We start from the raw sequence: 25,278 nt of genomic DNA on the forward strand, positions 1-25,278 counted from the left end.
ACGGTTTTGTTGTGCACCGACTTTAAGGCAGCAGTGGCAGCGGCCACTTCTCATCGCACGTCAGCGATTTTTCATTTCATGACGAGGGGACAGGTCAATGTGTCCGGACGGTCGGATGGTAATAGCCACGCGGTTCAGATAGGGTTCGGTTGTCTGAAATGGAATGTCACGTGAAGGCACGAGGGTCATGGATAGCTCTTCTTATCTGTACGCGCGTTTGCACAACCGTCGCTTCACCGTCGCCAGCAACAGCCAGGGGTTATCGGGTAGCGGTACGGTATTCCGCTATTTTGTCGACGGCGAAGCCATCACCAGCACTTACCAAGGCGGCCGCATCCGCCTGGGCAATCAGGTCGGTCGGGTAACCGGCACCCATACCTTCGAACTGCTTTTTCAGTGCATCACCACCGAAGGTGAGCTGCTTGCTGGCTGGTCGCGTGGCGAGGTGGGCGAGGACACTAATGGGCGCACAACGCTGCACTTCGTCTGGGGTTGGTTGTCCGGTGCGCAGGGAGGCGGCGAGTCCAGTTATGTCGAGTTAATCGACTGACAAGCCGGCTGCCGAGATGACAAGCATGCATATACGCAAACTGACCCACGCAGACTTGCCCCGCGCCAGCGCCCTGTGTCTGGAGGCATTCACGCAGGCAGTGGCGCCATCGCTGCCGGAGCAGGTCGCGCAGACGTTCGCTGCAGTGGCTGCCGAGCGCGCGTTCAGCGAACGTATGGAAGGCGACAACCTGATCTTGCTCTGTGAAGCGGATGGCTACATCTGCGGCCTGGTCGAACTCAAGGAAGGCCGTCACGTAGCCATGCTGTTTGTGGCGCCCGCATGGCAACGCCGGGGCGTGGGCGCGCGGCTGATGAATGAGGCACTGAAGCACGCCAGAAGCCAGGTCGTGACCGTCAGGGCTTCCTTACCCTCCGTGGCCGCATATCTGAGCTACGGCTTCGAATTGGCCGGGGATGTGGGTGAGTTTGCCGGGCTGGTCTACCAGCCGATGGAAAAGACCAGATGACTGGCGAAGCGTTTGCCCCTTTCCAGCGCGCACTGACGGTTGGCGAGGGGCTTACCATTCAATGGTTTGGCCATCCCAGGCCCAGAACCCTCCACTGTCCGCAGGCCCCAACCGCCCCACTTGCGCGATGACGCATTGCGCGGCGAACGCTGGGTCAAACAGCTTGCCCGCTGGCACATTCCCCTGAAACGGCCGCGACAGCGCTGTGTCAGTGGTCCCGGGGTGCAGCGCCAGTACCGAGGCGGCCGGGTTCAGGCGCCTCAGCTCGATACTGGCGGTGTGCAGCAACTGGTTCAGCGCCGCCTTGCTGGCCCGATAACTGTACCAACCGCCCAGGCGGTTATCGCCGATCGACCCCACTCTGGCGGACAGCGCGGCAAAGGTGGCGGGCTCCTTGCGCAACAACGGCAACAGGTGCTTGAGCAGCAATATCGGTGCGAAGGCATTGGTCGCGAAGCTTGCCTGCAGGCCGACCAGGTCCAGCTGTGCCAATGTTTTCTCTGCCTTGGCACCGCCCTGGTGGAGGATGCCCAAGGTGCTGATGACCAGGTGCAGGTGATCGCAGGCATGCCCGAGTTCGGTTGCCAGTGCCGCGAGCGCTCGTTCGTCACGCGCGTCGCAATCCATCAGCACCAGGCGCTCGCCGTGTTGCCGGGTGAGTTCTGCCAGGTCGTCATTGCCTTTGGCGTTGCGCGACACGGCCCAGAGCCTGGCCACCTCCTCACACGCCAGCAAGGCCCTACACAGCGCCAGGCCGATGCCATGGCTGGCGCCGACTATCAGGACATTGGCTTGGCCATTGAGGTTGGGTATCAGGCTCATGCAGTACCTCACGCGAGTGAAATGAGTACCAGTCTGGCATTGAACTCGCCCTGTGACGCGCTAAGCTTTTGGCAAACGTCTTTGCTTTTGCCAAACCTCCGCCCGTCAATGGAGTGAGTGAGCAGATGATTCGCAAATCCGTACTTGTGATTTTCATCGCTGCCTTGCTGGCGGCCTGTGGCGACGACTCTTCTCACTATGCGGTGTCCGATGAGCATTGCCAGCCCGATCGTTTGAAGACACTCCCCAACAATCCCAACCGGGATACGCTGGTGGAGAAGTGCATGCCTAGGCAGTCACCCTGAACGAGGCTTGGTCGTATTCACGAGCGCACAGCCCCACCAATGCTCACGCATCCCGGGCGCACCGGCCTTCGGGTTTTTCCTCTGCAATCGAATCATCGGTTATCACTTCTGGCCGCACTCTATTGGCGATCCCGAATGGCACATGCACCATCGGCAGATCCCCGGCGGCCGAGAACAAGTGGCTGCGCTGGTCATCGAAGAACATGTGCGGCTTGAGAATCTGCAATACGCGGTCCTTCTGCATCCCGCCAAGGAAGAACGACTCATCCGGCGAAACCCCCCAGTTCTTCAGCGTCGTCACCACCCGCTCATGGGCCGGCGCATTGCGTGCCGTGACGATCGCGATACGCAGGATGCGCTGGTACGCTGGGTCTTGCGCCAACTTGCGGTCTTCCAGTTTGCGAATCAGCGAAAGCTTGCGGTACAGGTCTGCCAGCGGCCCCGGCTGGTGCGGGATGGCTTTGCGATCGCGCTCATGGGCCTGGAATTCATCCAGGTTCAGGCGCTGCTTGTACACGCTCTCCGCCTCGTCATCGGCAATCACGCCATCGAAGTCGAAGGCCACCCGCAGCTCGGTGTCGATCTCGTCATCGTAGATCTTCGTCGGCAGCACCAGGCCCGCCGGGTAGTCGGCGTCGATCGCACGTTGCACGTCGCCTTCATGGGCGCTGAGGAACAGCGAGGCATTGAAGGCCGGGATGTATTCGTACGGTGAGCGGCCGGACATGAACGCTGCGCGGGTGATGTCCAGGTTGTAATGGTTGATCGAGCGGAACACCCGCAGCCCGGTTTCCGGCGAGTTGCGCGAGAGCAGCACCACTTCCACCGGCAGTTGCTCGGGGAAGGCCTTGTTGATGCTCAGGAAGCGGCGGATGAACGGGAACGCCACGCCCTTGGGGAAGGGCACGTCGAGGTTTTCTTCCTGGTGCAGGCGATAGGCTTCGACGCCTTCGGCCTGGTAGATATTGTCGGAGACGGTCAGGTCGAACAGGGCGCTGGAGGCGACGCCGACGACGAGTTTCTGTTCGATGGGGTAGGGCATGGGCTGTCCTGAGAAAGGCGGTGGGCCAGCCACCATCATAGGCTAACGCCATGCGAATCTGCGCCCGAGCTCAGCCAAGGCCCGAATTCGCATGCCCATTGCCGACAATTTGATTGCCTTTACCCTGGCAGCCACGCTGTGCGCCTGGTGCTGGTCAATGTCATGTCGGATGTTGCAGAACATTCCCGTTATTGCATCAGGCAACTGCTGGGTGAGCAGGCGGTCTTCACGCTGAAGGTGCCGCACCGATCCCTTCATCGACCTCATCCATCCTTCCGTAACCGTCTTTACCTCGCCGGCAAGCGTAGGTAGCATAGTCGCTTCCTACCTTTCCGGCTGTTCTGCCGTGCACCGCCCAGGCGTTGATTCGCGAAGCGGGCATACATGATGCCGACATGAGTACGGTCGCCTTGCCAAGGCGCACCGATAATCCGTCATCAGAACATTCAGGATGATTCCATGATCATTCGCCAAGCTATCGCTGCCGATCACCCTCGGCTGGTCGACATCTGGCTGCGCGCCGTGCGCGCAACTCATCACTTTCTACAAGCGTCCGACATCGACGCCTTGCTGCCGCAATTGCGCGACGTCTACCTGCATGCCGTCGAGCTGTGGGTGGCTGTCGACCCTGAAGACAAGCCGCTGGGCTTTATCGGGCTCAATGAAAACCACGTTGAAATGCTCTTCATCGATCCCGACCTGCGTGGTCAGGGTATTGGCCGGGCGCTGCTGGATTTCTGCCGCAACACGCGCGATACCTTGAGTGTCGACGTGAACGAGCAGAATCCGCAGGCAGTGGGCTTCTACCTGCACTACGGCTTCGTGCAGACCGGGCGTTCGCCGCTGGACGGCGAAGGCCGGCCGTTCCCGTTGTTGCATATGGCCTTGCCTGACCGGGCGTAAACCCGCAGATCAGCGCCGCACCGTCAGCGCCTGCGGGTTGGCGACGTTCTGCGCAGTGCCTTGGGCAAACGCCACCACGTTGTCGAAGGCATCGCCGAAGTACAGCTCGTAGCCGTTCTTCTCCACATAGCCCAGGTGCGGCGTGCTCAGCACCCGCGGGTGGGTGAGCAGGGGGTGGTGCGGCTCGAGTATCGGCTCCTGTTCGAACACATCCACCGCCGCAAAGCCCGGCCTGCCGGCGTCGAGCGCTTGCAGCAGGGCCCCGGGTGCAATCAGTTCGGCGCGGCTGACATTCACCAGCAGGGCATCAGGTTTCATCCGCGACAGGTCGTTGGAGGTCACCCCATGGCGCGTTGTCGCTGACAACCGCAGGTTCAGGCTTACGATGTCCGCCTCGGCAAAAAATGCCTCGCGTGATGCCGCTGCCCGGTGCCCATCCGCCTCGGCCGCTGCCCGGCTGCCTTCACTGCCCCACACCAGCACGGGCATCTCGAACGCCTGGGCGTAGCGGGCGAGTCGCTGGCCGATCTTGCCGTAGCCCCAGATTCCCAGCACTTGGCCGGCCACCGCTTGGCCCAGGTTGACCTGCCACTGGCCTTGCTTGAACGCTTCGATCGCCGGCACCAACTGGCGCCGCGCATTCAGGATCAACGTCCAGGCAAGCTCCGCCGGTGCCACTGGCGAGCCGCGCCCCTCGCTAACGACGATGCCGCGGGCGGTGCAGGCGTCCAGGTCCAGATGGCCCGCGACCTTGCCGGTCTGGCTGATCAGCTTGAGGTTGGGCAGCCGATCGAGCAGGGCAGCATCGATGCGCGTGCGTTCGCGGGTGAGGACCAGGGCGTCGGCATCGGCGAAGCGGGCGGCCAGCTCGTCCAGCGAGGCAGGCTGCTTGTCGTGAAACACGCTCACTTCATGCCCGGCCAGGCGCTTGAAGCAGTCGAGTGTGCGGATGACGTCCTGGTAGTCGTCGGGGATGGCAATGCGCATCTTGCTCGGTCCTGAAGGTGAGTTGCGACTAAGCATAACGCGGTCTTTGTCGGCGCGGCCTTGCCGAGGTGCTCTTGCAAGACGGTGTCAGGCTGAAGTCAGTGGCCAGCCCTGGTGATGCTCCACCAGAAAATCCACAAACACCCGCACCCGTGCCGGCATCGCCGGCCCGCCGACGAACACCGCGTGCAGTGGCTCCCGGTCACCTGGGTTGTAGTCCTCCAGCAGCGCCACCAGCTGGCCGTTCTTCAGCTCATCGGCTACGGTAAAGGTCCCGATCCGGGCAACTCCCGCCCCGAGCCTGGCCAGTTGCGCCAGCGCCTCGCCACTGCTGCACTCGATATTCCCCGTCACCTTCAGTGAAAAATCCTCCCCCGCCCGGCGAAACGGCCAATCCGGTGCTGCGCGCCGGAAGTTGAAGCGCAGGCAGTTGTGCTGCGCCAGGTCTTCCGGCACCTGCGGCGTGCCACAGCGTGCCAGGTACTCGGGCGAAGCGACCACCACCTGGCCGGTATGGCCGATGCAGCGTGCACTCAGCGAGCTGTCCGGCAGCTGGCCAAAGCGCAGCGCCACATCGGCCTGGCCGCCATGGATATCGGCGATTTCGTCACTCAGCGTCAGGTCCACCAGCACCTGCGGATACAGCGCGCTGAACGCCGTCAGCAACGGCACCACTGTCTGCCGCCCATGCCCCAGCGCCGCGCTGACCCGCAAGCGCCCGCGTGGTACGCCCTGATCGGTGATCGCTTCTTCGACCTCCAGCAGGTCGGCCAGGATGCGCCGCGCCCCGCGCAGGTACGCCTCGCCCTCGGTGGTCAGGGTGATTGCCCGGGTGGTGCGCAGCAGTAGGCGCGTGCCCAGGCGTTGTTCGGCGCGGGCAATGATGCGGCTCACCGCCGAGGGCGTCAGGCCCAGCTCGCGGCCAGCGGCAGACAGGCTGCCGGCATCCACCACCCTGGCAAAAACCTCCATCTCCCCGGAGCGCCCGTTGAATTCCATCTGTGCCTCCAGTGCAAAGGTGGTTGCCGTAAAACCGGTCTAGTGCATTCGAAAGCCTGATCGTAGCATTGCCGTCATAGATAAGGAGCCTTGTATGCGTATCAATCCCCCTCTCGTGGCACTGGCCATCGGTGCCTTCGGTATCGGTGTCACCGAGTTCGCCCCCATGGGCATGCTGCCCGGTATTGCCGCCGACCTCGGCGTGTCGATCCCGGCGGCAGGCCTGCTGGTCAGTGCCTACGCGGTCGGCGTGCTGCTCGGCGCGCCACTGATGACCCTGGCCACCGGCAAGATCCCGCGGCGCTACCTGCTGATCGGGCTGATGGCGATCTTCACCCTGGGCAACTTGCTGTCGGCGATGGCCACCGATTATCAGAGCCTGATGGTCGCTCGCATCGTCACCTCGCTTAACCATGGTGCGTTCTTTGGCGTCGGCTCGGTGGTCGCGGCCAGCGTGGTGCCACCCGAGAAGCGGGCTGGCGCGGTGGCGGCGATGTTCATGGGGCTGACCCTGGCGACTATCGGCGGCGTGCCGCTGGCTACCTGGTTCGGTGAGCTGCTGGGCTGGCGCACGGCATTCTGGGGTATTGCCGGCCTGGGCCTGGTGGCGATGGTCTCCCTGTGGTTCGCGCTGCCCAACCTGCCGCTGCCGAAAAGTGGCGGTGCGCTGGCCGAAATCCGCGTGCTCGGTCGGGGGCCGGTATTGTCGGCGCTGGCGCTGACCGTGGTCGGCTCCAGTGCGATGTTCACCGTGTTCACCTACATCGCGCCGATCCTCCACGCCCAGGCCCAGGCGTCGACGACCTTCATCACGGCCATGCTGGTGCTGTTCGGCATCGGTTTGACCTTGGGCAACATGTGGGGTGGCAAGGCGGCGGACCGCTCGATCGAACGGACCTTGATGGTGTCGCTGGCGGTGTTGATCGCCGTGCTGCTGGTATTCCCGGCCAGCTTGGGCTGGTCGCTGCCGACCGCGGTGGCGATCCTGGTGTGGGGCATCGCCAGCTTCGCCCTGGTACCGCCGCTGCAGATGCGCGTGATGGAAGCCGCGAAGGACGCGCCGAACCTGGCGTCGGCGGTGAACATCGGGGCGTTCAACCTGGGCAACGCGATTGGCGCGGCGCTGGGTGGCGCGGTGATCAATGCGGGGCTGGGGTATCCGGCGGTGTCGTATGCCGGGGCTGGGATGGCGGTGCTGGGGCTGGTGCTGACCATCGCCTGGCGGACGCGGCCGGTGGTGCCGGGGGCGCGGGTGGTGGCGTAGGGCGCTGAAGACTTTCTGCAAAGCACCTGCCAGCCCATTCCCGGGGTGAATGGCTTGACCCTGACAGCACGCGGCATCCACTCCAGCTCGCAGTACCTGGACCGGGACAACAGCAAGCAGATCGACGGTTGGGAGCGTTTTGACCTGGGCTTCTAGAGCCGGGTACTGTGACTCTGGGGGGATGGGCTTCTGCTCCGGCTTCTGCTTCGCCTCGAACTACTATGCGAAATGTGCGAAGGCTGTTGCGGGGGCAAAGGTCCGCGCTCGTCGTCATTTTGTGTGGCTGTGGCGGGGCCGTGCAGAAAACTTGTTTGAGTTGCAAGCTCAAAATATTCGGCGTTTTCAGTGTTTTCAGTGTTTTCAGTGTTTTCAGTGTTTTCGATGGTGAGAATGGTGTGCGAAGACGTTGAGAAGTGTCCTGTAGGTCCTCTGCTTACCTGCCCATGGGTACTGCCGTTCGGTTGCTCTGCTATCGCAAGGTTGTCGGGCATCTGGCCTGAGTTTGCGCCTGAGCCCAGCGAGGGGGGTATCGGGCGGCGGCTTCTGCGGGTTCCAGGGTCGCGGCAGTATCCGTACAGCCTGTTCAAGCCGGGAATTGCAGTCGTTCCAATCGCGAGAGCGCCGGTCACCACTCCAGCACGGCCCGCTTCGGTCATGTTCCCATAAGCGTACCTTTGCACAGCGGTGTAAATGATGGCGGCCAAGGTAAGTGCCCTGAAAGTGAGCTCGATCGCATCCACTATGCCCGTACGGGTGCTGAGCTGTCGTGAAAGGTCAGCCCTGACACGGCTTGCGGACACGCGCAGGGAATTGCCGTCACGCCAGGCGAACTTGAGTGAGTTCAGTGGAGGCACAATGGCGTTTACAAAACCCAGTAAGGCAAGGGTTCCAGCGACGATAAGCAAGCTCAACACTACCTCCGGACGAGTCGGGTCAAGCCAGTCTGGGAGGGATGTCTGATCATTGGGTGGCGAGTTTCCCGGGGCCCCAGGTGGCGTTGCCTCCTGAGCATTCAAACCGGTTTCGTCTCGATAGCGTAATGGGTTGTTTCTGACCATCCGATACAGGTTGATACCATCAACGGTACCTCCGGGGTCCGCACTGACCCAGCGGCCTCTTTCGCAATACCGCGAGCCGTAGCAGTACAGACCGGAAGCGTCCAGTTCCTTTGCGCAGTAGCGCGCCGTGCGCTGGGTCAGGCCATCGACTTCCTCCGCTGCTTCGTCGAGGCCTGTGGTTTCGCCGAAGGGGGAGTATTCCTCGCGGTTGGCCAGCTTGCCGTCTTGGTCGGTTTCGCCGCCCACGCTGCCCAGGTGGTCGCTGAAGGCGTAGCGTAAATGAACCTTACCGTTCAGGCGGTCATGCACCCAGCGTGCGCCAGAGGTTTCGCTGATGACCACGTGCTTCTGCGCAAGTGCCTGGCGGTCGAGCCATCGCTGGCGTATTTCGCAACCCTCCAGATAGGTCGTGATCGTTGTTTGCCGGCCGCTCGCGGTGGTTGCCGTGGTGACCTTGCGCGTGCGTGTGCCGCCATCGGCGTAGTGGTAGCGCTCGGTGTCGTCTGCATCCCCGCCATCACGGACCACCAGGCGTACCTGCCGCAGCTGGTTGTCTGCCAGCCATTCCAGCGGCCTGCCGTCGGCCAATTGTTTCTGCAGCCCGCCGGGGAGGAAACCCGTGTCAGGCAGCAGATCGTGGCCCTGCGGTAACGCCCGGTTGCTCCGGCTGGAAACGATCAGCTTGCGGCTACGCCAGCCACTGCTGTGGTCGAGGGTTGTCAGGTTGTCGCCGTCATCGTACGCATACCGCTCGCTGTACCGGATCCATACCCTGCCGCCCTGGCGGTCCGCAGCGCTGAATGCGGCGGACCAGATGCCACTGACCGCCGCACGCTCGCGGCCGGTCGCGCTGGCCAGGCGGTACAAGGAGTCATAGCCAAATTCACGCAGGCCGCTGACTTGCCGGTTGCGGAACCACAGCGGGTCGGCGCCTTGATCGTCGAGCGATAGCAGGTTGCCGACCGGGTCGTGATGGTAATGCAGGTCGCAGATCACCAGCTGGCCTTGTCGATGGCTGGCCGGGCGTGCCGTCAGGTGGCGATTCAGGCGATGCGTGGTGGGTGAATAGGCATAGGTATCGACTACGTCGTTGCCCGCCGTCTGTGACAGTAGCTTTCCATCAGCCCGGCGCTGTACATCCTTGAGCACCACTGCCTGCGCCTTGGCGTCACGCAGCAGCACTTCGCAAACCTCACCGCTTAGGTCATAGGTCGTCAAGGTGGTTACGTTGGCGGCATTGGTGCTTTGCAGAACGACTCCCGTGGCGTCGTGGCGAGCTGTCATGAGCCAGGGTGAGGTCTCCAGCTCATTCTCACTGTCACCTGCCCAGTCTGGCAGGCCCGCCTCGGCACGCAGCAGGTACCGCCGTGTTTCCAGCACCTGATCGGTCAATGACCGCGACCGGATGTGGGTCACGCCAGCATTATCGAACTGTTCGATGGGGCTGCCTGCCAGGTTGCGGCTTCGACTGGCCGCTTCAATCGTTGCATAGTGAATACGTTCTCGCTGGCGCGACACATCACCCGCTGCCTGTTCGAATGTTGCACGCGGGCGCCCCCCTTCGTTGGCCGCTTCGTACATGACGGTAGTGCAAGTCTCCTGGGCATTTTGAGCCCACAGTGGCCGGCCGGCGCTGTCGATGAGGGTCAACGTGGAGTCGCCGTCGGCGGTATGCAGCTTGAGCTGCTGGCCGTCGAGCCGGACAACGGTGCTGGTATCCGGCAGCAGCGGCGACCCGGGGGCCACCCTGAGCGCTCGTGCGCCGAACACCCTGGCTGTGCGCATCAGCAGGTCCACCTCGGTGCGCGTGCGCAGCCAGCGGGCCAGAGCATCATCCGGATAGCGCAACAGGCGCAGGGCCATCAGTGGCATGTCGAGGCTGGATTTGGCCACCACATCTGGCGTATGGGCATGCAGGGCAGCAAGTGCGGCGTTGCGCATCGGCAGGCTCCAGCGAGGGGAAATGCTCATTGGCGAGTCTAAGTCCCAGGCTTGCACCACACACCTGGCAGAATTATCAGGTCATGAACCTCTCCTGAGCCTGAATTGGGTTTACCGGTCAAGGCAGGCCGTTGCGCCCGTGGGCCAGGTAGCCCGGGCGTTGGCTGAGGCGTTCGTAGTACGCGCTCACGGCAGGCAGGCCAGGGTGGTTCAGCGGTGTGGCGAACCAGCGCTGCACCGACAGGCCAACAGGAATGTCGGCCAAGGTGAAGTGCTCGCCGGCAACGAAGGTGCCAGTCCTGGCCAGCTGTTGCTCGAGGATGCCCATGTACCGGGCCCATTCGGCGCAACCGGCAGCCAGGGCTTTGGCATCCTGGTGTGCAGGCGACTGGCGCACCAGTGACATGAACGGGTAGTTCCACGCCCGGTTCAGGTCCGAGGCCTGCCAGTCGATCCACTGATCGACACGGGCCCGTGCTTGCGCCTCGGCGGGATAAAGGGACGGGTCGCCGTAGCGGTTGGCCAGGTAACGGATGATGCTGTTGGATTCCCACAGCGTGAAGTCGCCGTCCTGGATCACCGGGACCATGGCGTTGGGGTTGAGCGTGAGGAACTCGGGCGCGTCGGTGGGCTGGAAGCCGTTGCCCCAGTCTTCGCGCGTGAAGGGGATGTTGAATTCAGCGCAGGCCCACAGCACCTTGCGCACGTTGATCGATGAGGCCCTGCCCAGTATCCGTAACATCGCTTCGTCCTTGATGGGGGAGTGCTGATCGTCAACGACCGCCTTGTTTGGGTCAAGCTGGATCTGAGGCAGACATTCACGTGCGGCTCTGGCAAGGTGGAACGCCGCTCACGCCAGGCTCGAATCGCCCCATGGATGCCTTCTATCTCATCGCCCTCGGCGCCATCGTCGCCGGTTTCGTCCAGGGCCTATCCGGCTTTGCCTTCGGCATGGTCGCCATGTCGTTCTGGGCCTGGGGCCTGGAACCGCGCCTGGCGGCGTCGCTGACCGTGTTCGGCAGCCTCGCCGGGCAGCTCATCGCCGTGTTCAGCGTACGGCGCGGCTTCAGCTGGGCGCTGCTGTGGCCATTCGTGCTCGGCGGCCTGGCCGGCATCCCGCTGGGGGTGTGGGTGTTGCCGTACCTGGACATGCTCTGGTTCAAGGCGGTGTTCGGCACGTTGCTGGTGCTGTGGTGCCCGCTGATGCTGCTGGCGCCGCGCCTGCCAAGGCTGCCGGGCAACCGCCTGGCCGATGGCGCGGTGGGGCTTGTAGGCGGGGCGCTCGGCGGAATCGGCGGTTTTACCGGCACAGTGCCTACACTGTGGTGTACCTTGCGCGGCTTCGAGCGTGATACCCAGCGTGCGGTGATCCAGAACTTCAACCTGTCGATGCTGCTGGTGACCATGCTCACCTACCTTGGCACCGGGGTGGTGACCCGCGACATGCTGCCCGCGTTCGGCGTGGTGCTGCTGGCCATGGCGCTACCAGCGCTGCTGGGGACCCGGGTGTACCTGGGTATCAGCGAACTGGCGTTTCGCCGCGTGGTACTGGGTTTGCTCACGGCCTCGGGGGTGGCCATGCTGATGGCGTCGCTGCCGCAGTTGTTGAGCCGTTGAGCGCTTGCCTGGCAGCGCTGAACTTGGCACCCTTTGCGCCGCTTCGATCTTCCGTGCCGTAACAGAAGGAATTGCACCGTTGAGTTGGGACAAAGTCGGCAAACGCCTGGTCGCCCTTCTGCTTGGCCTGATGGTCATGCTGACGGCTTATTTGCTGCTCAAGGCCCCGTCACGGCTCGAGGCGACTCTGACCTACGCCTACCTCACCTACCCCAGCCAGTTCAGCGAGCGTATCGGCAAGGCCAACGAGCAGCTCAAGTACGAGCAATTGCAACCGCGCATCAACAGCATCAGCGGCGGTGCGTTGAGTCCGTATCAGGTCGACAAGCTGATCGAACTGGCCCAGGCACCCTACGTGCAGCTGTTTGCCAAACCTTTCGAGGCCGGGTTGGTCGACCACCGCACCGGTTTGCTCATTGAGCTGCACAACCGTGGTGCCAATGACGCGCGCGAGGTGAAGATCCGCCTGCCGGCCAAGGGCCTGGTGCAGGTGCGCGATGGGGCGGGCAACGACACCCTTTACGAGGCGGCCACGGCGCAGGTGGAGATACCGGCCATCGAGCGAGGCGGGGCGTGCAAGGTCTGGGTGTATTTCGACGCCGACTATACGCAGATTCGCCAGGGCGGCATTGAGGTCAGTTTTGCCGGTGGCGAGGCGGATGTGCGGGTCTACCGCGAGGTCACCGGGTTCCCGGCGTTGGTGGCGCGCTACAGCAGCGAGCTGGTGGGGCTGCTGGGGGTGTTGTTGCTTGGCGTGCTGGGGATGGGGTACGCCTGCCTGGCCCGGCGGCGGATTGTGGTTTGATTGGCGGACAGTCTGTGGTTTGCAGCGCCTGCGAGATCGAGCGGCGCTCGGTCTCACAGGCGCCAAAGTTCTACGGTCTGGATCGTCCACCGATCACGCCGGCACCATGGCAAACCCTACGCCAAAGCGGTTCCAGGCATTGATGGTGGCAATGGCCAAGGTCAGGTTGGCCACCTCGGCCGGCTCGAAGTGCTGCTGCAGCGCTTCATATTCCCCTTGCGGGGCGCCACGCTCGGGCAGACGGGTCAGGCACTCCACCCAGGCCAGCGCAGCACGCTCACGCGGGGTGAAGTAATGGGTCTCCTGCCAGACGCACAAAGTCTGCAAGCGTGCCTCGGTCTCGCCGGCCTTGCGCGCATCATTGGCATGCATGTTCACGCAGTAGGCGCAGCCGTTGATCTGCGAAGCCCGCAGGCGCACCAGCTCCAGCAGTGAGTTTTCCAGGCCGCTCTTGGCCAGGGCCTGCTCCAGACCGACCATGGCCTTGTAGGCTTCCGGCGAGTGTTTGGCCCATTCGATACGGTTGTGCATGGTTGTGCTCCAGGGAATGTGTGGTGGACGTGGCACTACCTTAGCGCCCACCGCGCATTGGCCCGATAGCCAATCGCGCGCTTTGCCGGGAGGCCAATCGGGCCATTAAGGTGGCCACTGACCTGCATCCAATCTCTTCATTTCTACCCTGACTGCCTGGACAGGATAATGGCCGGGTCAAGCTTTGGGAGTATCGATTCGTGATGAGAGGGGCGTTGAACCTGTTACTGGTGATCTTGCTGGCACTGAACCTGAGGCCGATCCTGACCAGTATCGGCCCGTTGCTCGAGCCGATGCGCGCCAGCACCGGGCTGGGCTACCAGCAGGCGGCATTGCTGACGGCGTTGCCGGTGCTGTGCATGGGCCTGGTGCCGTTGCTGCAGCCCTGGCTGCGGCGCTGGATCAGTGAACACGGCGGCATGCTCGGCGGCCTGAGTGCCATTGCCCTGGCCTGCCTGTGGCGGCTGCAACTGGACAGCGCCTGGGCACTGATCGCCAGCGCGGTGCTGGCCGGGCTGGGCGTGGCGGTGGTGCAGGGCATGATGCCAGGCCTGGTCAATCGCTGGTTCCCCAGCCGCCTGGCCGGGACCATGGGCCTGTACTCGGCGGCGTTGATGACTGGTGGCGGCCTGGCGGCGGTGCTCGGCCCGCATATCAGCGGGCACTTCGGCCACTGGCAGGCCGGGCTTGGCTTGTGGGCGATCCCGGCGGTACTGGCGGTGCTGGCCTGGGCTGCGCTGCGCCCGCGGGAGCGCGCGCCAAAGCTGGCAGGCGCCACCGGTGGGCACTGGTTCGGCACGCGCCGGGCCTGGTTGCTGGCGCTGTACTTCGGCCTGATCAATGGCGGCTATACCAGCATGGTCGCGTGGCTGCCGGCCTACCACCTGGAACACGGTGGCACGGCACAGGGCGGTGGCGACCTGGTCGGCCTGATGACCGTCTTCCAGGTTTGCGGGGCACTGGGCCTGCCGCTGTTGCTGCGCGGCTTTGCCGACCGTCGTCCGGGCTTGTGGCTGGCGCTGTCGATCCAGCTGGCGGGCTTCCTCGGCCTGCTGCTGGCTCCGACGCTGGCCATGGGTGTGTGGGTAGCGATGATCGGCTTTGGCCTGGGCGCCTGCTTCAGCCTGAGCCTGACCTTGACCCTGGAGCACCTGAAGACGCCTGCTGAAGCCGGCAGCCTGGCCGCCTTCGTGCAGGGCATCGGCTTCATCATCACCGGTATCATCCCGTACATCACCGGCTGGTTGCGCGATGTCAGCGGTGATTTCCAGGCATCCTGGACGCTACTGACCGTCACCGTGCTGGCGATGTTGCTGGTGACCGCCTGTTTCGCCCCGCGCGGCTATGCAACGGCCATCGCCCGGCCACGGCAGGCTGGCCAGGCGGCGCTGGTCAACTGAGGCGTTGCAAGGTATCGCGGACCCGGTCCAGCGCCGGGTCGATATCCAGCAGCTCGATGGCGCCGAACCCCAGCAGCAACCCCGGGCGCACGGGCGCTTCGCTGAAGAACGGCGCCAGTGAGTACAGGCCGACCTCCACCTTCCGGGCGAGGTTGGCCAGCAGCTCGACATCCACCCCAGGCCGCGCCAGCGCGCTCAGGTGGAACCCGGCACTGGCGGGCACGGCGCTGAACCAGGGGGCCAGGTCGCCGTCCAGCCGCGCCAGGATGCGCTCGCGGCGGCCGCTGTAGATGTCGTGGCAGCGGCGGATGTGCTTGTTCAGGTGGCCCTCGCCAATGAACCGCGCCAACGCCCACTGCAGCAAGGTCGGGCTGTGCCAGTCGCTCAGGTGCTTGGCCACGCAGGCGGCGCTGAGCACCGCCGGGGGCAGCACCGCGTAGCCCAGGCGCAATTCCGGCAGCAAGGTCTTGGAAAAGGTCCCGACATACGCCACCAGCCCTTGCCGGTCGAGGCGCTGCAGGGCATCGGCGGCCGGGCCCTGGTAGCGGAATTCGCAGTCGTAGTCATCTTCGATGATCAACGCGCCAAGCTCGGCGGCCCGTGCCAGCAAGGCATGACGGCGGGCTTCGCTCATCGGCATGCCGAGCGGAAACTGGTGCGAAGGGGTCACGTAGATCAGCCGGGTGCCCTCGGCGATGTGCGCAACGCACATCCCTTCATCGTCCACCGGTACGGACTGCAGCGTTGCCCCCAGGGCCAGGAACAACTGGCGTGCTGGCGGGTAGCCGGGGTCTTCCATGGCCACCTGGCAGCCGGGCTCGACCAGTACCCGGGCGATCAGGTCCAGGGCCTGCTGGGCGCCGTTGCACACCAGCACCTCCGCCGCACTGCAATGCACGCCACGGGCGTAGGCGATATGGTGAGCGATCGCCTCGCGCAGTTCGGGCAGGCCCTGGGCAGCAAACTGCCGCTCGGGGTGCCGCTGGCTGCGGCGCAGGGCGTAGTTCAGGCAGCTGCGCCACTGGTCGAAGGGGAACTGCGCCTTGCTTGAAGCGCCACCAACGAAGTCATAGCGCGAAGGGGCTTGCTGGGTGCGCCGGGCGAGTACCGTGGCGCGTTGCTGCCAGCGCTCCAGCGAAGCGGCAGCGGCCAGCGGCACGGTGTGTGAATCACCCGTGCGCACTGGTTGGCGCGGGGTGATGAAGGTGCCACGGCCGACCACGCCGCTGAGCAGGTTGTCGTAGGTCAGCCGCGAATAGGCCTCGGCCACGGTCTTGCGCGACACGCCCAGTTGCTCGGCCAGCAGCCGGGTTGGCGGCAGTTGCGTGCCGGCAGCCAGGTGGCCGCTGTCGATGCCGGCGCGCAGTTGCTGGTAGAGCTGGTCGGCCAGGCCTTTACGGCCGTCCAGGCGGATATGCAGTTCCATGATCACGGTCCGAAGCACGAGAGTGCTGAGGATAGCGGATCAGAACCGTGCGGTGCTCACCGTGATGTAGCCCTTGTCGTTCAGGTCAATGCGTATCACCGTTTCATCCGCCGAAGCCTTGCGCTTCTGCTTGATGCACACGCCCTTGACGCCGATGGCGCGCATCCGGTGGTGGATGGCGCGCCCGCAAGGGTCGAAGAAGATTTCGCTGGCCAGCAGTTCGATGCGCTCGACCAGTTGCCGGGTGCGCTCGTCGGTGGCGCAGAAGAACAGCACGCCTGACAGGTGCGGGTCGTCGTCCGGGTTGTTGACATCATGGGCCAGCAGTTCGCGCAGGGCACTGCGCAGTTCGGCTTTGGTGCGGGAATCTGGGTGCATGCGCAGCCTCCTCTGGGGCGAAGACGTCGATCTTGTTTTCACCCACCCGAAGGCGGCAAGTAAGCCACTTCGGAATACGCTGTAGGAAGTTTCTGCAAGTACGAGAAAGGCCGGACAAGCTGGCCAGCATCGGCATCGTGCTGGCGCGGATGGAAGGGCATGTCGCGCTGTGCCCGCGCATTCGTGGGCACGCCCGCGAATGGCCCTTACTGACGCACTTCCTGCTTGAACTTCAAGCGCCACCCGTGCAGCAACGGCTCGGTATACCCGCTGGGCTGTTCACGCCCCTTGAACACCAGCGCCTGCGCCGCACGGAACGCGTGCGAACCCGCAAAGTTCCCGGCCATCGGCCGGTACGCCGGATCCCCGGCATTCTGCTGGTCCACCACCTTGGCCATGCGCTGCAAGGTCGCCTCGACCTGGTCACTGCCGACCACCCCGTGGTGCAGCCAGTTGGCGATGTGCTGGGCCGAGATGCGCAGGGTAGCGCGGTCTTCCATCAGCCCCACGTCATGGATGTCCGGCACCTTCGAGCAACCGACGCCTTGCTCCACCCAACGCACCACATAACCGAGGATGCCCTGGCAGTTGTTGTCCAGCTCGGCCTGGATATCCTCGGCACTCCATGGGCGGTCCGGGCTCACCGGGATGCTCAGCAGGTCATGCAGCAACTGTTCGCGCTCGGCACCCAGGTCGACGTTTTCCAGTTGCGCCTGCACAGCCGGCACGTCCACCTGGTGATAATGCAGCGCATGCAAGGTCGCGGCAGTCGGTGAGGGCACCCAGGCGGTGTTGGCGCCAGCCCGGGGCTGGGCGATCTTCTGTTCGAGCATGGCCGCCATCAGGTCGGGCATGGCCCACATGCCTTTGCCGATCTGCGCCTTGCCGCGCAGCCCGCAGGCCAGGCCGACCAGCACATTGCTGCGTTCGTAGGCCTGGATCCAGGCACTGCCTTTCATGTCGCCCTTGCGCAGCATGGCGCCGGCTTCCATGGCGCTGTGCATTTCGTCGCCGGTGCGGTCGAGGAAACCGGTGTTGATGAACACCACCCGCGCTGCCGCGCTGGCGATGCAGGCTGCGAGGTTGACGCTGGTGCGCCGCTCTTCGTCCATGATGCCCATCTTCAAGGTGTGCCGGGGCATCCCCAGCAGCGCCTCGACCCGGCTGAACAACTGGTCGGCGAAGGCCACTTCGGCCGGCCCGTGCATCTTCGGCTTGACGATGTACAGGCTGCCCTCGCGGGAGTTGCCGCGGCGTTTGAGGTCGTGCAGGCCAATCAGGCTGGTGACCACGGCGTCGAGGATGCCTTCGGGGATCTCCCGGCCATCGCGGTCGTGGATCGCCGGGTTGGTCATCAGGTGGCCGACATTACGGATGAACAGCAGCGAACGGCCGGGCAGGGTCAACTGCCCGCCATCGGCGCCGTGGTATTCGCGGTCCTTGGCCAGCGCACGGGTGAACGACTTGCCGCCCTTGCTGACCTGTTCGCTGAGGTCGCCTTTCATCAGGCCCAGCCAGTTGCGGTAGACGTTGACCTTGTCCTCGGCATCCACCGCTGCCACCGAGTCTTCACAGTCGATGATGGTAGTCAGTGCGGCTTCGACGAGGATGTCCTTGACCCCGGCGCGGTCGGCCTTGCCGATGGTGCTGGCCGGGTCGATCTGGATTTCGAAGTGCAGGCGATGGTGTTGCAGCAGGATGGCCGTTGGCTGGCCGGGTTCGCCTTGATAGCCGCGCAGTTGCGCTGCGTCTTCGAGCCCGACCTGGCGGCCATCGCTTAACGTCACCCGCAACGTGCCCTGGCTGATGGCGTAGGCCTGGGCGTCAGCGTGGGAAGCACCTGCCAACGGCGCCGAGCGGTCGAGAAAGCCCCGGCCGAATGCGATCACCTTGGCGCCGCGCACCGGGTTGTAGCCTTGGCCGCGCTCGGCGCCGTCACTGTCGGGGATGGCATCGGTGCCGTACAGCGCGTCATACAGCGAGCCCCAGCGGGCATTGGCGGCGTTCAGCGCGTAGCGGGCATTGCTCAGCGGCACCACCAGTTGCGGGCCGGCCTGCTCGGCGATTTCGCGGTCGACCTGGGTGGTGCTGATACGCACTGGCTGCGGGGTGTCGACCAGGTAGCCGATGCGGCGCAGGAAGGCCTGATAGGCGGGCATGTCGCTGATCGGGCCCGGGTGCTGGCGGTGCCAGGTGTCCAGTTCGTGCTGCAGGCGGTCGCGCTCGGCGAGCAGTTCGCGGTTGCGCGGGGCGAGGTCGTGGACCAGGCTGCTGAAGCCTTGCCAGAAGCTGGCGGCGTCGATGCCGGTGCCGGGCAGCACTTCATCCTCGATGAAGCGTTGCAGGGTCGGGGCGACCTTGAGGGGATGGGTCATTGTCTTCTCGCTCGGTGGTCAGGTTTCAGAAAATGTGCCGCTTGTGCCGGCCTCTTCGCGGCTGAAGCCGCTCCTACAGGGCCTTCAAAGGGCCGCTACGCCTGCCTTGGCCACTTGGGCATCCTGCTCGGGCTTGACCCCGGACACGCCGACGGCGCCTACCACCTGGCCATCGACCCGCACGGGCACGCCGCCTTCCAGGCTGGTCAGCAGCGGTGCGGTGACGAAGGCGATGCGCCCGCCATTGACCATTTGTTCGAAGTCGCGGGTTTCCTTGCGCCCCAGCGCGGCACTGCGGGCTTTTTCCATGGCGATGTAGGCGCTGGACGGGGCGCAGCCGTCCATGCGCTCCAGGGCCAGCGGGTGGCCGCCGTCGTCGACCACGGCGATGGTCACGTTCCACTGTTGCGCCTGGGCTTCCTGGCGGGCGGCAGCGAGCAGGCGGGACACTTCCGCCTGGCCGATCACGGGCTTGCTATGCATGGCTGTTCTCCTGGTTCAAGGCTGCTTCGACAATTTCGATCCAGTGCCGCACCGGCGTGCGCCCGGCCCCGTCGAGGTGGGTCTGGCAGCCGATGTTGGCGGTGGCGATGATTTGCGGTTTGCCGCTTTCCAGCGCGTTCAGGCGGTTGTCGCGCAATTGCTGCGACAGCGCTGGCTGGGTCAACGAATAGGTGCCGGCCGAGCCGCAGCACAGGTGGCCGTCCGGCACCGGGGTGAGGGTGAAGCCCAGGCGCGTCAGCAGGCTTTCCACCTGGCCGCCGAGCTTGAGCGCATGCTGCAGGGTGCACGGGCAGTGGAAGGCCAGGCGCTGTTCGGCGCACAGGCCAAGCTGTTCGACCGGTTCGTCGCGCAGCACTTCGACCAGGTCCCGCGACAGGGCGCTGACCCGCGCAGCCTTGGCGGCGTAGTGCGGGTCCTTTTCCAGCAGGTGGCCGTAGTCACGCACAAAGGCACCGCAGCCGCTGGCGGTCTGCACAATGGCCTCGGCACCGGCCTCGATGGCGGGCCACCAGGCATCGATGTTGCGCCGGGCGCGATCCAGGCCCTGTTCCTGGGCATTCAAGTGATAGTCCACCGCACCGCAGCAGCCGGCTTCGTACGCCGGCTCCACGCTGATCCCGAGGCGGTCCAGCAGGCGCGCGGTGGCGGCGTTGGTGTTGGGCGACAAGGCGGCCTGCACGCAACCTTCGAGCAGCAGGATGCGCCGGGCATGGCGCGGCGCGGGCCGTTCGCCGGGCGGCGTCACCTGGGCCGGCAGCTTGCGCTTGAGGTTGGCTGGCAGCACTGGCCGCAGGGCCTGGCCGGTGCGGGTCAGGGCCTTGAACAGCGCCGGGCGTGGCACCACTGCGCGCAGGCCCTGGCGCAGCAGGCGCTGGCCGAGCGGGCGCGGCACCTGCTGCTCGACCACGGCGCGGCCGATGTCCAGCAGGTCGTGGTACTTCACGCCCGACGGGCAGGTGGTTTCGCAGTTGCGGCAGCTCAGGCAGCGGTCCAGGTGCAGTTGCGTGCTGGCTGTGACCGGCGCGCCTTCGAGCACTTGCTTGATCAGGTAGATGCGCCCGCGTGGCCCGTCCAGTTCGTCGCCGAGCAATTGGTAGGTCGGGCAGGTGGCCGTGCAGAAACCGCAGTGCACGCAGGAACGCAGGATGCTTTCGGCTTCTTCGCCGCGGGGCAGGCGCTTGGCGCTCTCGCTCAGGTTGGTTTGCATGGGCGTGGCCTCACAGGTCCGGGTACAGGCGGCCAGGGTTGAACACGCCCTGGGGGTCGAGTTGCTGCTTGAGCGCCAGGTGGTAGCGCATCAGCGCTGTCGGCAGCGGCGCGCTGCTGTCGTCGCCGGGGGCATACAGGGTGGCGTGGCCGCCGACCTTGGCCGCTTGTTCGCGAATCAGCTGCGCCGGTGCCGTCGACTTCAGCCAGCGTTGCGCGCCGCCCCAGTCGATGAGCTGCTGCCCCGGCAAGTCGAGTTCGCCGCTGGCCGTCGGCACCGACAGCCGCCACAGCGGTGCCGGGTCGTTGAAGAAGGCCAGGCGCTGCTCACGCAGGTCGCTCCAGAAGCGGCTGTCGAGCACGTCGCCGCCCAGGCGCTGACGCGCCGACTGCACCGAGCCTGCACCGCCTTCCAGGCGCAGGTACAAGGTTTCGCCATCGTGGCAGGCGGCGCTGATCGGCAGCGGCTGCTGGCCCCATTCAGCCAGTTCGGCCAGGGCCTGGTGACGGCCCATTGGCAGGCGCAGGCTCAGGCATTCACGTGGGCGTGGCAGGACCTTCAGCGACACCTCGGTCAGCAGCCCCAGGCAGCCAAAGCTGCCGGCCATCAGCCGCGAGACGTCATAGCCGGCAACGTTCTTCATCACCTCACCGCCAAACCGCAGCAGCTTGCCGTGCCCGGTGATCACCCGCGTGCCGAGCACGTAGTCACGTACCGACCCGGCCCAGGGCCGCCGCGGCCCGGACAACCCGGCCGCGACCATGCCGCCAAGGGTCGCCTCGGCGCCCAGGTGCGGCGGCTCGCAGGGCAGCATCTGCCCGGCCTCGTGCAGCGCCGCCTCGATTTCCAGCAGCGGCGTGCCAGCCCGGGCGGTGAGCACCAGCTCGGTCGGGTCGTAGCTGACGATGCCCCGGTGGTTGCGGGTATCGAGGATCTCGCCGGCCACCGGGCGGCCGAGCATGGCCTTGCTGTTGCCGCCCTGGATGCGCAGTGGCGTGCCCAGGTTCAGGGCCTGGTTGACCTGTTCGAGCAGGTCCTGGCTGATGTCGCGGTCCAGGCTCATCAAAAGCGCTCCAGCTCGGGGAAGGGCAGTTGCCCGTGATGCACGTGCAGGGCGCCGAACTCGGCGCAGCGGTGCAGGGTGGGGATGTTCTTGCCTGGGTTGAGCAGCCCTTGCGGGTCGAACGCCGCTTTTACGGCATGGAACAGGGTGATTTCGTCGCTGTTGAACTGCGCGCACATCTGGTTGATCTTCTCGCGCCCCACGCCGTGTTCGCCGGTGATGCTGCCGCCCACCGCCACGCACAGTTCGAGGATGCGCCCGCCGATGGCCTCGGCACGCTCCAGTTCGCCGGGCAGGTTGGCATCGAACAGGATCAGCGGGTGCATGTTGCCGTCGCCGGCGTGGAATACGTTGGCCACGCGCAGGCCGTATTCCTCGCTCAGTTCGCTGATGCCCTTGAGCACCCGCGGCAGCTCGCGGCGCGGGATGGTGCCGTCCATGCAGTAGTAGTCCGGCGAAATTCGCCCCACTGCCGGGAAGGCGTTCTTGCGCCCGGCCCAGAAGCGCACGCGCTCGGCTTCGTCACAGGCCAGGCGCACTTCGCGGGCACCGGCTTGCTTGAGCACGTCGGCCACCCGCTCGCAGTCATCCTGCACATCGGCTTCGACGCCATCCAGCTCGCACAGCAGGATGGCGGCGGCGTCCACCGGGTAGCCGGCGTGGATGAAATCCTCGGCGGCGCGGATCGCCAGGTTGTCCATCATCTCCAGGCCACCGGGAATGATGCCGGCGGCAATGATCTCGGCCACGGCGCGGCCCGCGTCCTCGACGCTGTCGAAACTGGCCAGCAGCACCCGCGCCACCTGGGGTTTGGGCAGCAGTTTGACGGTCACTTCGGTGACGATGCCGAGCATGCCCTCAGAGCCGGTGAACAGCGCCAGCAGGTCGAAGCCCGGGCTGTCGAGGGCGTCACTGCCTAGGGTCAGGCGTTCGCCCTCGACGGTGAGGATCTCGACCTTGAGCAGGTTGTGCACGGTCAGGCCGTATTTCAGGCAGTGCACGCCACCGGCGTTTTCGGCGACGTTGCCACCGATCGAGCAGGCGATCTGCGAAGAAGGGTCGGGTGCGTAGTACAAGCCGTGGGGCGCGGCGGCCTGGGAAATGGCCAGGTTGCGCACACCGGGCTGCACCCGGGCGAAGCGCCCTTGCGGGTTGACTTCGAGAATGCGGTTGAAGCGCGCCATCACCAGCAGGATGCCCTTGGCCAGCGGCAGCGCGCCGCCTGACAGGCCGGTGCCGGCGCCGCGTGCCACCACCGGCACGCCACGCTGGTGGCAGAGCTTGAGCAAGGTCTGCACCTGTTCCAGGCGTTCGGGCAACACCACCAACAGCGGCACGGTGCGGTAGGCCGAGAGGCCGTCGCATTCATAAGGCTTGAGATCTTCGGCGCGGTGCAGGACCTCAAGGTCCGGGAGGGCATCGTGCAACGCCTGTAGCAGCGCGGGCAGATCCACCGAGGGCAGCGCGCCGTCGACGCGTTCGTCGTAGAGGATGTTCATGAGGCTCACTCAGCGGCAATTTTTGTTGTTGTGGGCAAACCGTTCGCCCTTGCAGCCTGCGCGTTCGGCTGGGTGTGGTCGAGGGTGCAGGGCACTGGTCCTACCAGTTTTTCCGTGAAGTACTGGTTATCCATGGCTTTAACCGGCTAGATTTGAAACATCGGCAGCAGTGGTCCTACCAGTTGGAGTCTGTGCATGGGAATTGAAGGCAAGGCCAAGGTCGCGGATCAGGTGGCCGAGCGGGTCGAGCGGCTGATCGTCGAAGGTGTGCTCAAGGTCGGCCAGGCCTTGCCCTCGGAACGGCGCCTGGTGGAAAAGCTCGGTTGCTCGCGTTCGGCATTGCGTGAAGGCCTGCGCATCCTGCGTGGGCGCGGCATCATCGATACCGAGCAGGGGCGCGGTTCGTTCGTTGCCGACCTTGCCGGGCAGGCGGGTGCCACGCCATTGATGCACCTGTTCAGCTCACAGCCGCGCACGCTGTTCGACCTGCTGGAGGTGCGGGCCTTGCTGGAGGCCGAGTCGGCCCGCCTCGCGGCCTTGCGTGCTACTGATATCGACCGCCTGCTGATCCGCCGGCGCTATGAAGACATGCTGGATGCCCATGCTGCTGCCGAAGCGCTCGACCCACGCGAGCATGCCCGGCGTGACCATGCGTTTCACCGGGCGATCAGCGAGGCGTCACACAACCCGGTGCTGGTGCATACCTTGCAGTCGCTGAGCGACCTGACCTTGAGCACAGTGTTCGCCTCGGTCAACAACCTCTATTGCCGGCCTGCGCAGAAGCGCCAGATCGATCGCCAGCATGCGCGGTTGTATCACGCGGTGATGGAGCAGTTGCCCGAGCAGGCGCAACGGGCGGCGCGGGAGCATATCAACGGGATTCGCGACAGTTTGCGCGAGATCGAGCAGGAGGAGCAGCGCTTGGTCAGGGCGACGATGCGCATGGATGGTTGGGGCTGAGCGTTACCTGTAGCGGCCTCTTCGCGGCTAAAGCGGTGAAGAGGCCGGTACAGGTGATTAATCAATGATCGGCGATCGGGTCATCCTGGGACAGGATTGCCCGGGCCAGCTCTTCGTCACTGGCCTGCAGCCCTGGATGGTCCTTGCGGGCCTGTTCCAGCGCCGACTCCACATAGGCGCCGCGGATGGTACCGCCGCTGGCGACGAACGCAGAAAGCTCGTCCTGGGCGGGGATGATCCGTTTGTCATCCTTGAAGGTTGAATACAGCGAAGCGGAGACACCTGCCGAAGTGGCGACGTCGCCCGCATCGACTTTGGCCAACGCAACTCCGGCAGGCAGCAGGAGCAGCAGCGCAGGGGCGAGGATTAGGTGGCGCATGTTGTGTTCTCCAGTAACGTGAAGCACAAGGAAATAAACCACTCACTGCTTAAGATGGTGGGAGAATGGCGGGAGTTCCCTGTTTTCTGCCGGAGCGTCGTTGTGCCTTACACCTTGCTGCCCAGCAAGTGCTGCAGCGAAGCGTCGAAATCCCGCAGGGCATCGGCCTTGGCGGCCTGTTCGTCTTCCAGCATCCGCGCCACATTGCTGACATCCTTGCGCGCACGGCCCTCGGCGCGGCCGATGTAGGTCAGCTGGCTGTCGAAGAATCGCGCCACCACCCGGCTCTCCACGTCTGCCGTGGCCAGGCGGCTTTCGCTGTCCAGCAGCACGATCACGTCCGGATGGGCGGCGAGCAGGCTGTCCAGGTCCTCATAAAAGGTCACATCGGCGAACTGCTGGGCCAGCGAATGCGCCAGCCAGTCGTAGGCTTGGCTACCTCCGCGCAGGGAGGCTACCGGAATGCTGCGCGGCTGCGCTGTGGCCACCGCGTCGTCACGGTGCTGCTGCAGGTAGCTGAGGGTGCTGTCGGTATTGCGCCCGAGCAGCACGGCCACGTGCTGCCCCGGGGCTAGTGCGACGCTGGAAATGGCGCTGGCCGAGTAGAAATGCCCATAAGGCTGGGCAACCTGCTGGCTAGCCGGCGCGGCACAACCGCCAAGGGCAGCGAACAGGGCGAGCAGGGCAGCGAGCATGCCGGTTTTCATGGGGAGAGCCTCATCGATCAGTGAATGCCGCCATCTTCCGCCCGCCGCGGCTGCGGCGGAACTTGATGGCATTCATGGTGGCTATCG

25 protein-coding genes are annotated in these 25,278 nt (G+C 65.0%); 9 read left to right on the forward strand and 16 right to left on the reverse strand.

The window, feature by feature from the left end:
* Positions 1-187: 187 nt before the first annotated feature.
* Together ABE528_RS01110 and ABE528_RS01115 are read left to right on the forward strand one after the other, a co-directional pair.
* Positions 188-550, forward strand: coding sequence for a hypothetical protein (locus ABE528_RS01110; RefSeq protein ID WP_346651902.1), 363 nt, complete (start codon positions 188-190; stop codon positions 548-550).
* A 25-nt stretch (positions 551-575) separates the two neighbouring features.
* Positions 576-1,019, forward strand: a complete 444-nt coding sequence (locus ABE528_RS01115) for a GNAT family N-acetyltransferase (protein ID WP_346651903.1) — start codon at positions 576-578, stop codon at positions 1,017-1,019.
* A 51-nt stretch (positions 1,020-1,070) separates the two neighbouring features.
* Here the strand turns inward: ABE528_RS01115 and ABE528_RS01120 are convergent, their stop codons facing one another.
* The gene (locus ABE528_RS01120) at positions 1,071-1,841 is read right to left on the reverse strand and encodes an SDR family NAD(P)-dependent oxidoreductase (protein WP_346651904.1); all 771 of its coding nucleotides are present in this window, start codon (positions 1,839-1,841) and stop codon (positions 1,071-1,073) included.
* A 125-nt stretch (positions 1,842-1,966) separates the two neighbouring features.
* Between ABE528_RS01120 and trbK the strand changes: the two genes are divergently transcribed.
* Positions 1,967-2,146, forward strand: coding sequence for an entry exclusion lipoprotein TrbK (gene trbK, locus ABE528_RS01125; RefSeq protein ID WP_152957728.1), 180 nt, complete (start codon positions 1,967-1,969; stop codon positions 2,144-2,146).
* 43 nt (positions 2,147-2,189) lie between these two features.
* Here trbK and ABE528_RS01130 read toward each other — a convergent pair whose 3' ends face one another.
* Positions 2,190-3,188 (reverse strand): 5'-nucleotidase, encoded by a 999-nt coding sequence (locus ABE528_RS01130; protein WP_346651905.1) that lies wholly within the window; start codon positions 3,186-3,188, stop codon positions 2,190-2,192.
* A gap of 459 nt (positions 3,189-3,647) precedes the next feature.
* On the opposite strand from ABE528_RS01130, the gene ABE528_RS01135 reads away from it, so the two are divergent.
* Positions 3,648-4,091 (forward strand): acetyltransferase, encoded by a 444-nt coding sequence (locus ABE528_RS01135; RefSeq protein ID WP_152957727.1) that lies wholly within the window; start codon positions 3,648-3,650, stop codon positions 4,089-4,091.
* Between the two features lie 9 nt (positions 4,092-4,100).
* Here ABE528_RS01135 and ABE528_RS01140 read toward each other — a convergent pair whose 3' ends face one another.
* Positions 4,101-5,078: a D-2-hydroxyacid dehydrogenase family protein gene (locus tag ABE528_RS01140; RefSeq protein ID WP_346651906.1), complete on the reverse strand. Its 978-nt coding sequence runs from the start codon at positions 5,076-5,078 to the stop codon at positions 4,101-4,103.
* 87 nt (positions 5,079-5,165) lie between these two features.
* On the reverse strand, positions 5,166-6,077 hold the full coding sequence (locus ABE528_RS01145) for a LysR family transcriptional regulator (protein WP_346651907.1): 912 nt from the start codon (positions 6,075-6,077) through the stop codon (positions 5,166-5,168).
* Positions 6,078-6,171: 94 nt separating this feature from the next.
* On the opposite strand from ABE528_RS01145, the gene ABE528_RS01150 reads away from it, so the two are divergent.
* Complete coding sequence (locus tag ABE528_RS01150) at positions 6,172-7,341, forward strand: MFS transporter (RefSeq protein ID WP_346651908.1); 1,170 nt, start codon at positions 6,172-6,174, stop codon at positions 7,339-7,341.
* 152 nt (positions 7,342-7,493) lie between these two features.
* Here ABE528_RS01150 and ABE528_RS01155 read toward each other — a convergent pair whose 3' ends face one another.
* Together ABE528_RS01155 and ABE528_RS01160 are read right to left on the reverse strand one after the other, a co-directional pair.
* Entirely contained in the window at positions 7,494-10,340 is a 2,847-nt protein-coding gene (locus tag ABE528_RS01155; RefSeq protein WP_346651909.1) for an RHS repeat-associated core domain-containing protein, read from the reverse strand.
* Positions 10,341-10,458: 118 nt separating this feature from the next.
* Positions 10,459-11,082, reverse strand: a complete 624-nt coding sequence (locus ABE528_RS01160; protein WP_346651910.1) for a glutathione S-transferase — start codon at positions 11,080-11,082, stop codon at positions 10,459-10,461.
* A 131-nt stretch (positions 11,083-11,213) separates the two neighbouring features.
* Between ABE528_RS01160 and ABE528_RS01165 the strand changes: the two genes are divergently transcribed.
* Positions 11,214-11,957, forward strand: a complete 744-nt coding sequence (locus ABE528_RS01165) for a sulfite exporter TauE/SafE family protein (RefSeq protein WP_152957721.1) — start codon at positions 11,214-11,216, stop codon at positions 11,955-11,957.
* A 79-nt stretch (positions 11,958-12,036) separates the two neighbouring features.
* Positions 12,037-12,762 (forward strand): hypothetical protein, encoded by a 726-nt coding sequence (locus ABE528_RS01170; RefSeq protein WP_346651911.1) that lies wholly within the window; start codon positions 12,037-12,039, stop codon positions 12,760-12,762.
* A gap of 93 nt (positions 12,763-12,855) precedes the next feature.
* On the opposite strand, the gene ABE528_RS01175 is transcribed toward ABE528_RS01170, so the two are convergent.
* Complete coding sequence (locus tag ABE528_RS01175; protein WP_152957719.1) at positions 12,856-13,293, reverse strand: carboxymuconolactone decarboxylase family protein; 438 nt, start codon at positions 13,291-13,293, stop codon at positions 12,856-12,858.
* A 203-nt stretch (positions 13,294-13,496) separates the two neighbouring features.
* On the opposite strand from ABE528_RS01175, the gene ABE528_RS01180 reads away from it, so the two are divergent.
* A complete protein-coding gene (locus ABE528_RS01180; RefSeq protein ID WP_346651912.1) occupies positions 13,497-14,693 on the forward strand; it encodes a cyanate transporter in 1,197 nt (398 codons plus the stop codon).
* Here the strand turns inward: ABE528_RS01180 and ABE528_RS01185 are convergent.
* From ABE528_RS01185 to glcD, 7 genes are all read right to left on the reverse strand, one after another.
* Positions 14,686-16,119, reverse strand: coding sequence for a PLP-dependent aminotransferase family protein (locus ABE528_RS01185; protein ID WP_346651913.1), 1,434 nt, complete (start codon positions 16,117-16,119; stop codon positions 14,686-14,688). The two genes, ABE528_RS01180 and ABE528_RS01185, sit on opposite strands and share 8 nt — an antisense overlap.
* Positions 16,120-16,158: 39 nt before the next feature.
* On the reverse strand, positions 16,159-16,497 hold the full coding sequence (locus ABE528_RS01190) for a hypothetical protein (RefSeq protein WP_346651914.1): 339 nt from the start codon (positions 16,495-16,497) through the stop codon (positions 16,159-16,161).
* A gap of 206 nt (positions 16,498-16,703) precedes the next feature.
* Positions 16,704-18,872, reverse strand: coding sequence for a malate synthase G (locus ABE528_RS01195; RefSeq protein ID WP_346651915.1), 2,169 nt, complete (start codon positions 18,870-18,872; stop codon positions 16,704-16,706).
* Between the two features lie 84 nt (positions 18,873-18,956).
* A complete protein-coding gene (locus ABE528_RS01200) occupies positions 18,957-19,355 on the reverse strand; it encodes a heme-binding protein (RefSeq protein WP_152957714.1) in 399 nt (132 codons plus the stop codon).
* On the reverse strand, positions 19,348-20,583 hold the full coding sequence (glcF, locus tag ABE528_RS01205) for a glycolate oxidase subunit GlcF (protein ID WP_346651916.1): 1,236 nt from the start codon (positions 20,581-20,583) through the stop codon (positions 19,348-19,350). The genes ABE528_RS01200 and glcF overlap by 8 nt, the downstream gene beginning before the upstream one ends.
* Positions 20,584-20,593: 10 nt before the next feature.
* Positions 20,594-21,646: a glycolate oxidase subunit GlcE gene (glcE, locus tag ABE528_RS01210; RefSeq protein WP_346651917.1), complete on the reverse strand. Its 1,053-nt coding sequence runs from the start codon at positions 21,644-21,646 to the stop codon at positions 20,594-20,596.
* Entirely contained in the window at positions 21,646-23,145 is a 1,500-nt protein-coding gene (glcD, locus tag ABE528_RS01215) for a glycolate oxidase subunit GlcD (protein WP_346651918.1), read from the reverse strand. Before glcD ends, glcE begins: the two co-directional genes overlap by 1 nt.
* A 195-nt stretch (positions 23,146-23,340) precedes the next feature.
* Here glcD and glcC point away from each other — a divergent pair, with 195 nt between their 5' ends.
* Positions 23,341-24,105 (forward strand): transcriptional regulator GlcC, encoded by a 765-nt coding sequence (glcC, locus tag ABE528_RS01220; RefSeq protein WP_152957710.1) that lies wholly within the window; start codon positions 23,341-23,343, stop codon positions 24,103-24,105.
* Between the two features lie 61 nt (positions 24,106-24,166).
* On the opposite strand, the gene ABE528_RS01225 is transcribed toward glcC, so the two are convergent.
* Positions 24,167-24,484, reverse strand: coding sequence for a DUF2388 domain-containing protein (locus ABE528_RS01225; RefSeq protein WP_346651919.1), 318 nt, complete (start codon positions 24,482-24,484; stop codon positions 24,167-24,169).
* A 107-nt stretch (positions 24,485-24,591) separates the two neighbouring features.
* Positions 24,592-25,179: a hypothetical protein gene (locus ABE528_RS01230; protein WP_178120116.1), complete on the reverse strand. Its 588-nt coding sequence runs from the start codon at positions 25,177-25,179 to the stop codon at positions 24,592-24,594.
* Positions 25,180-25,278: the final 99 nt, after the last annotated feature.

The organism is Pseudomonas sp. TWI628, assembly GCF_039673865.1.
Classification (GTDB): Bacteria; Pseudomonadota; Gammaproteobacteria; order Pseudomonadales; family Pseudomonadaceae; genus Aquipseudomonas.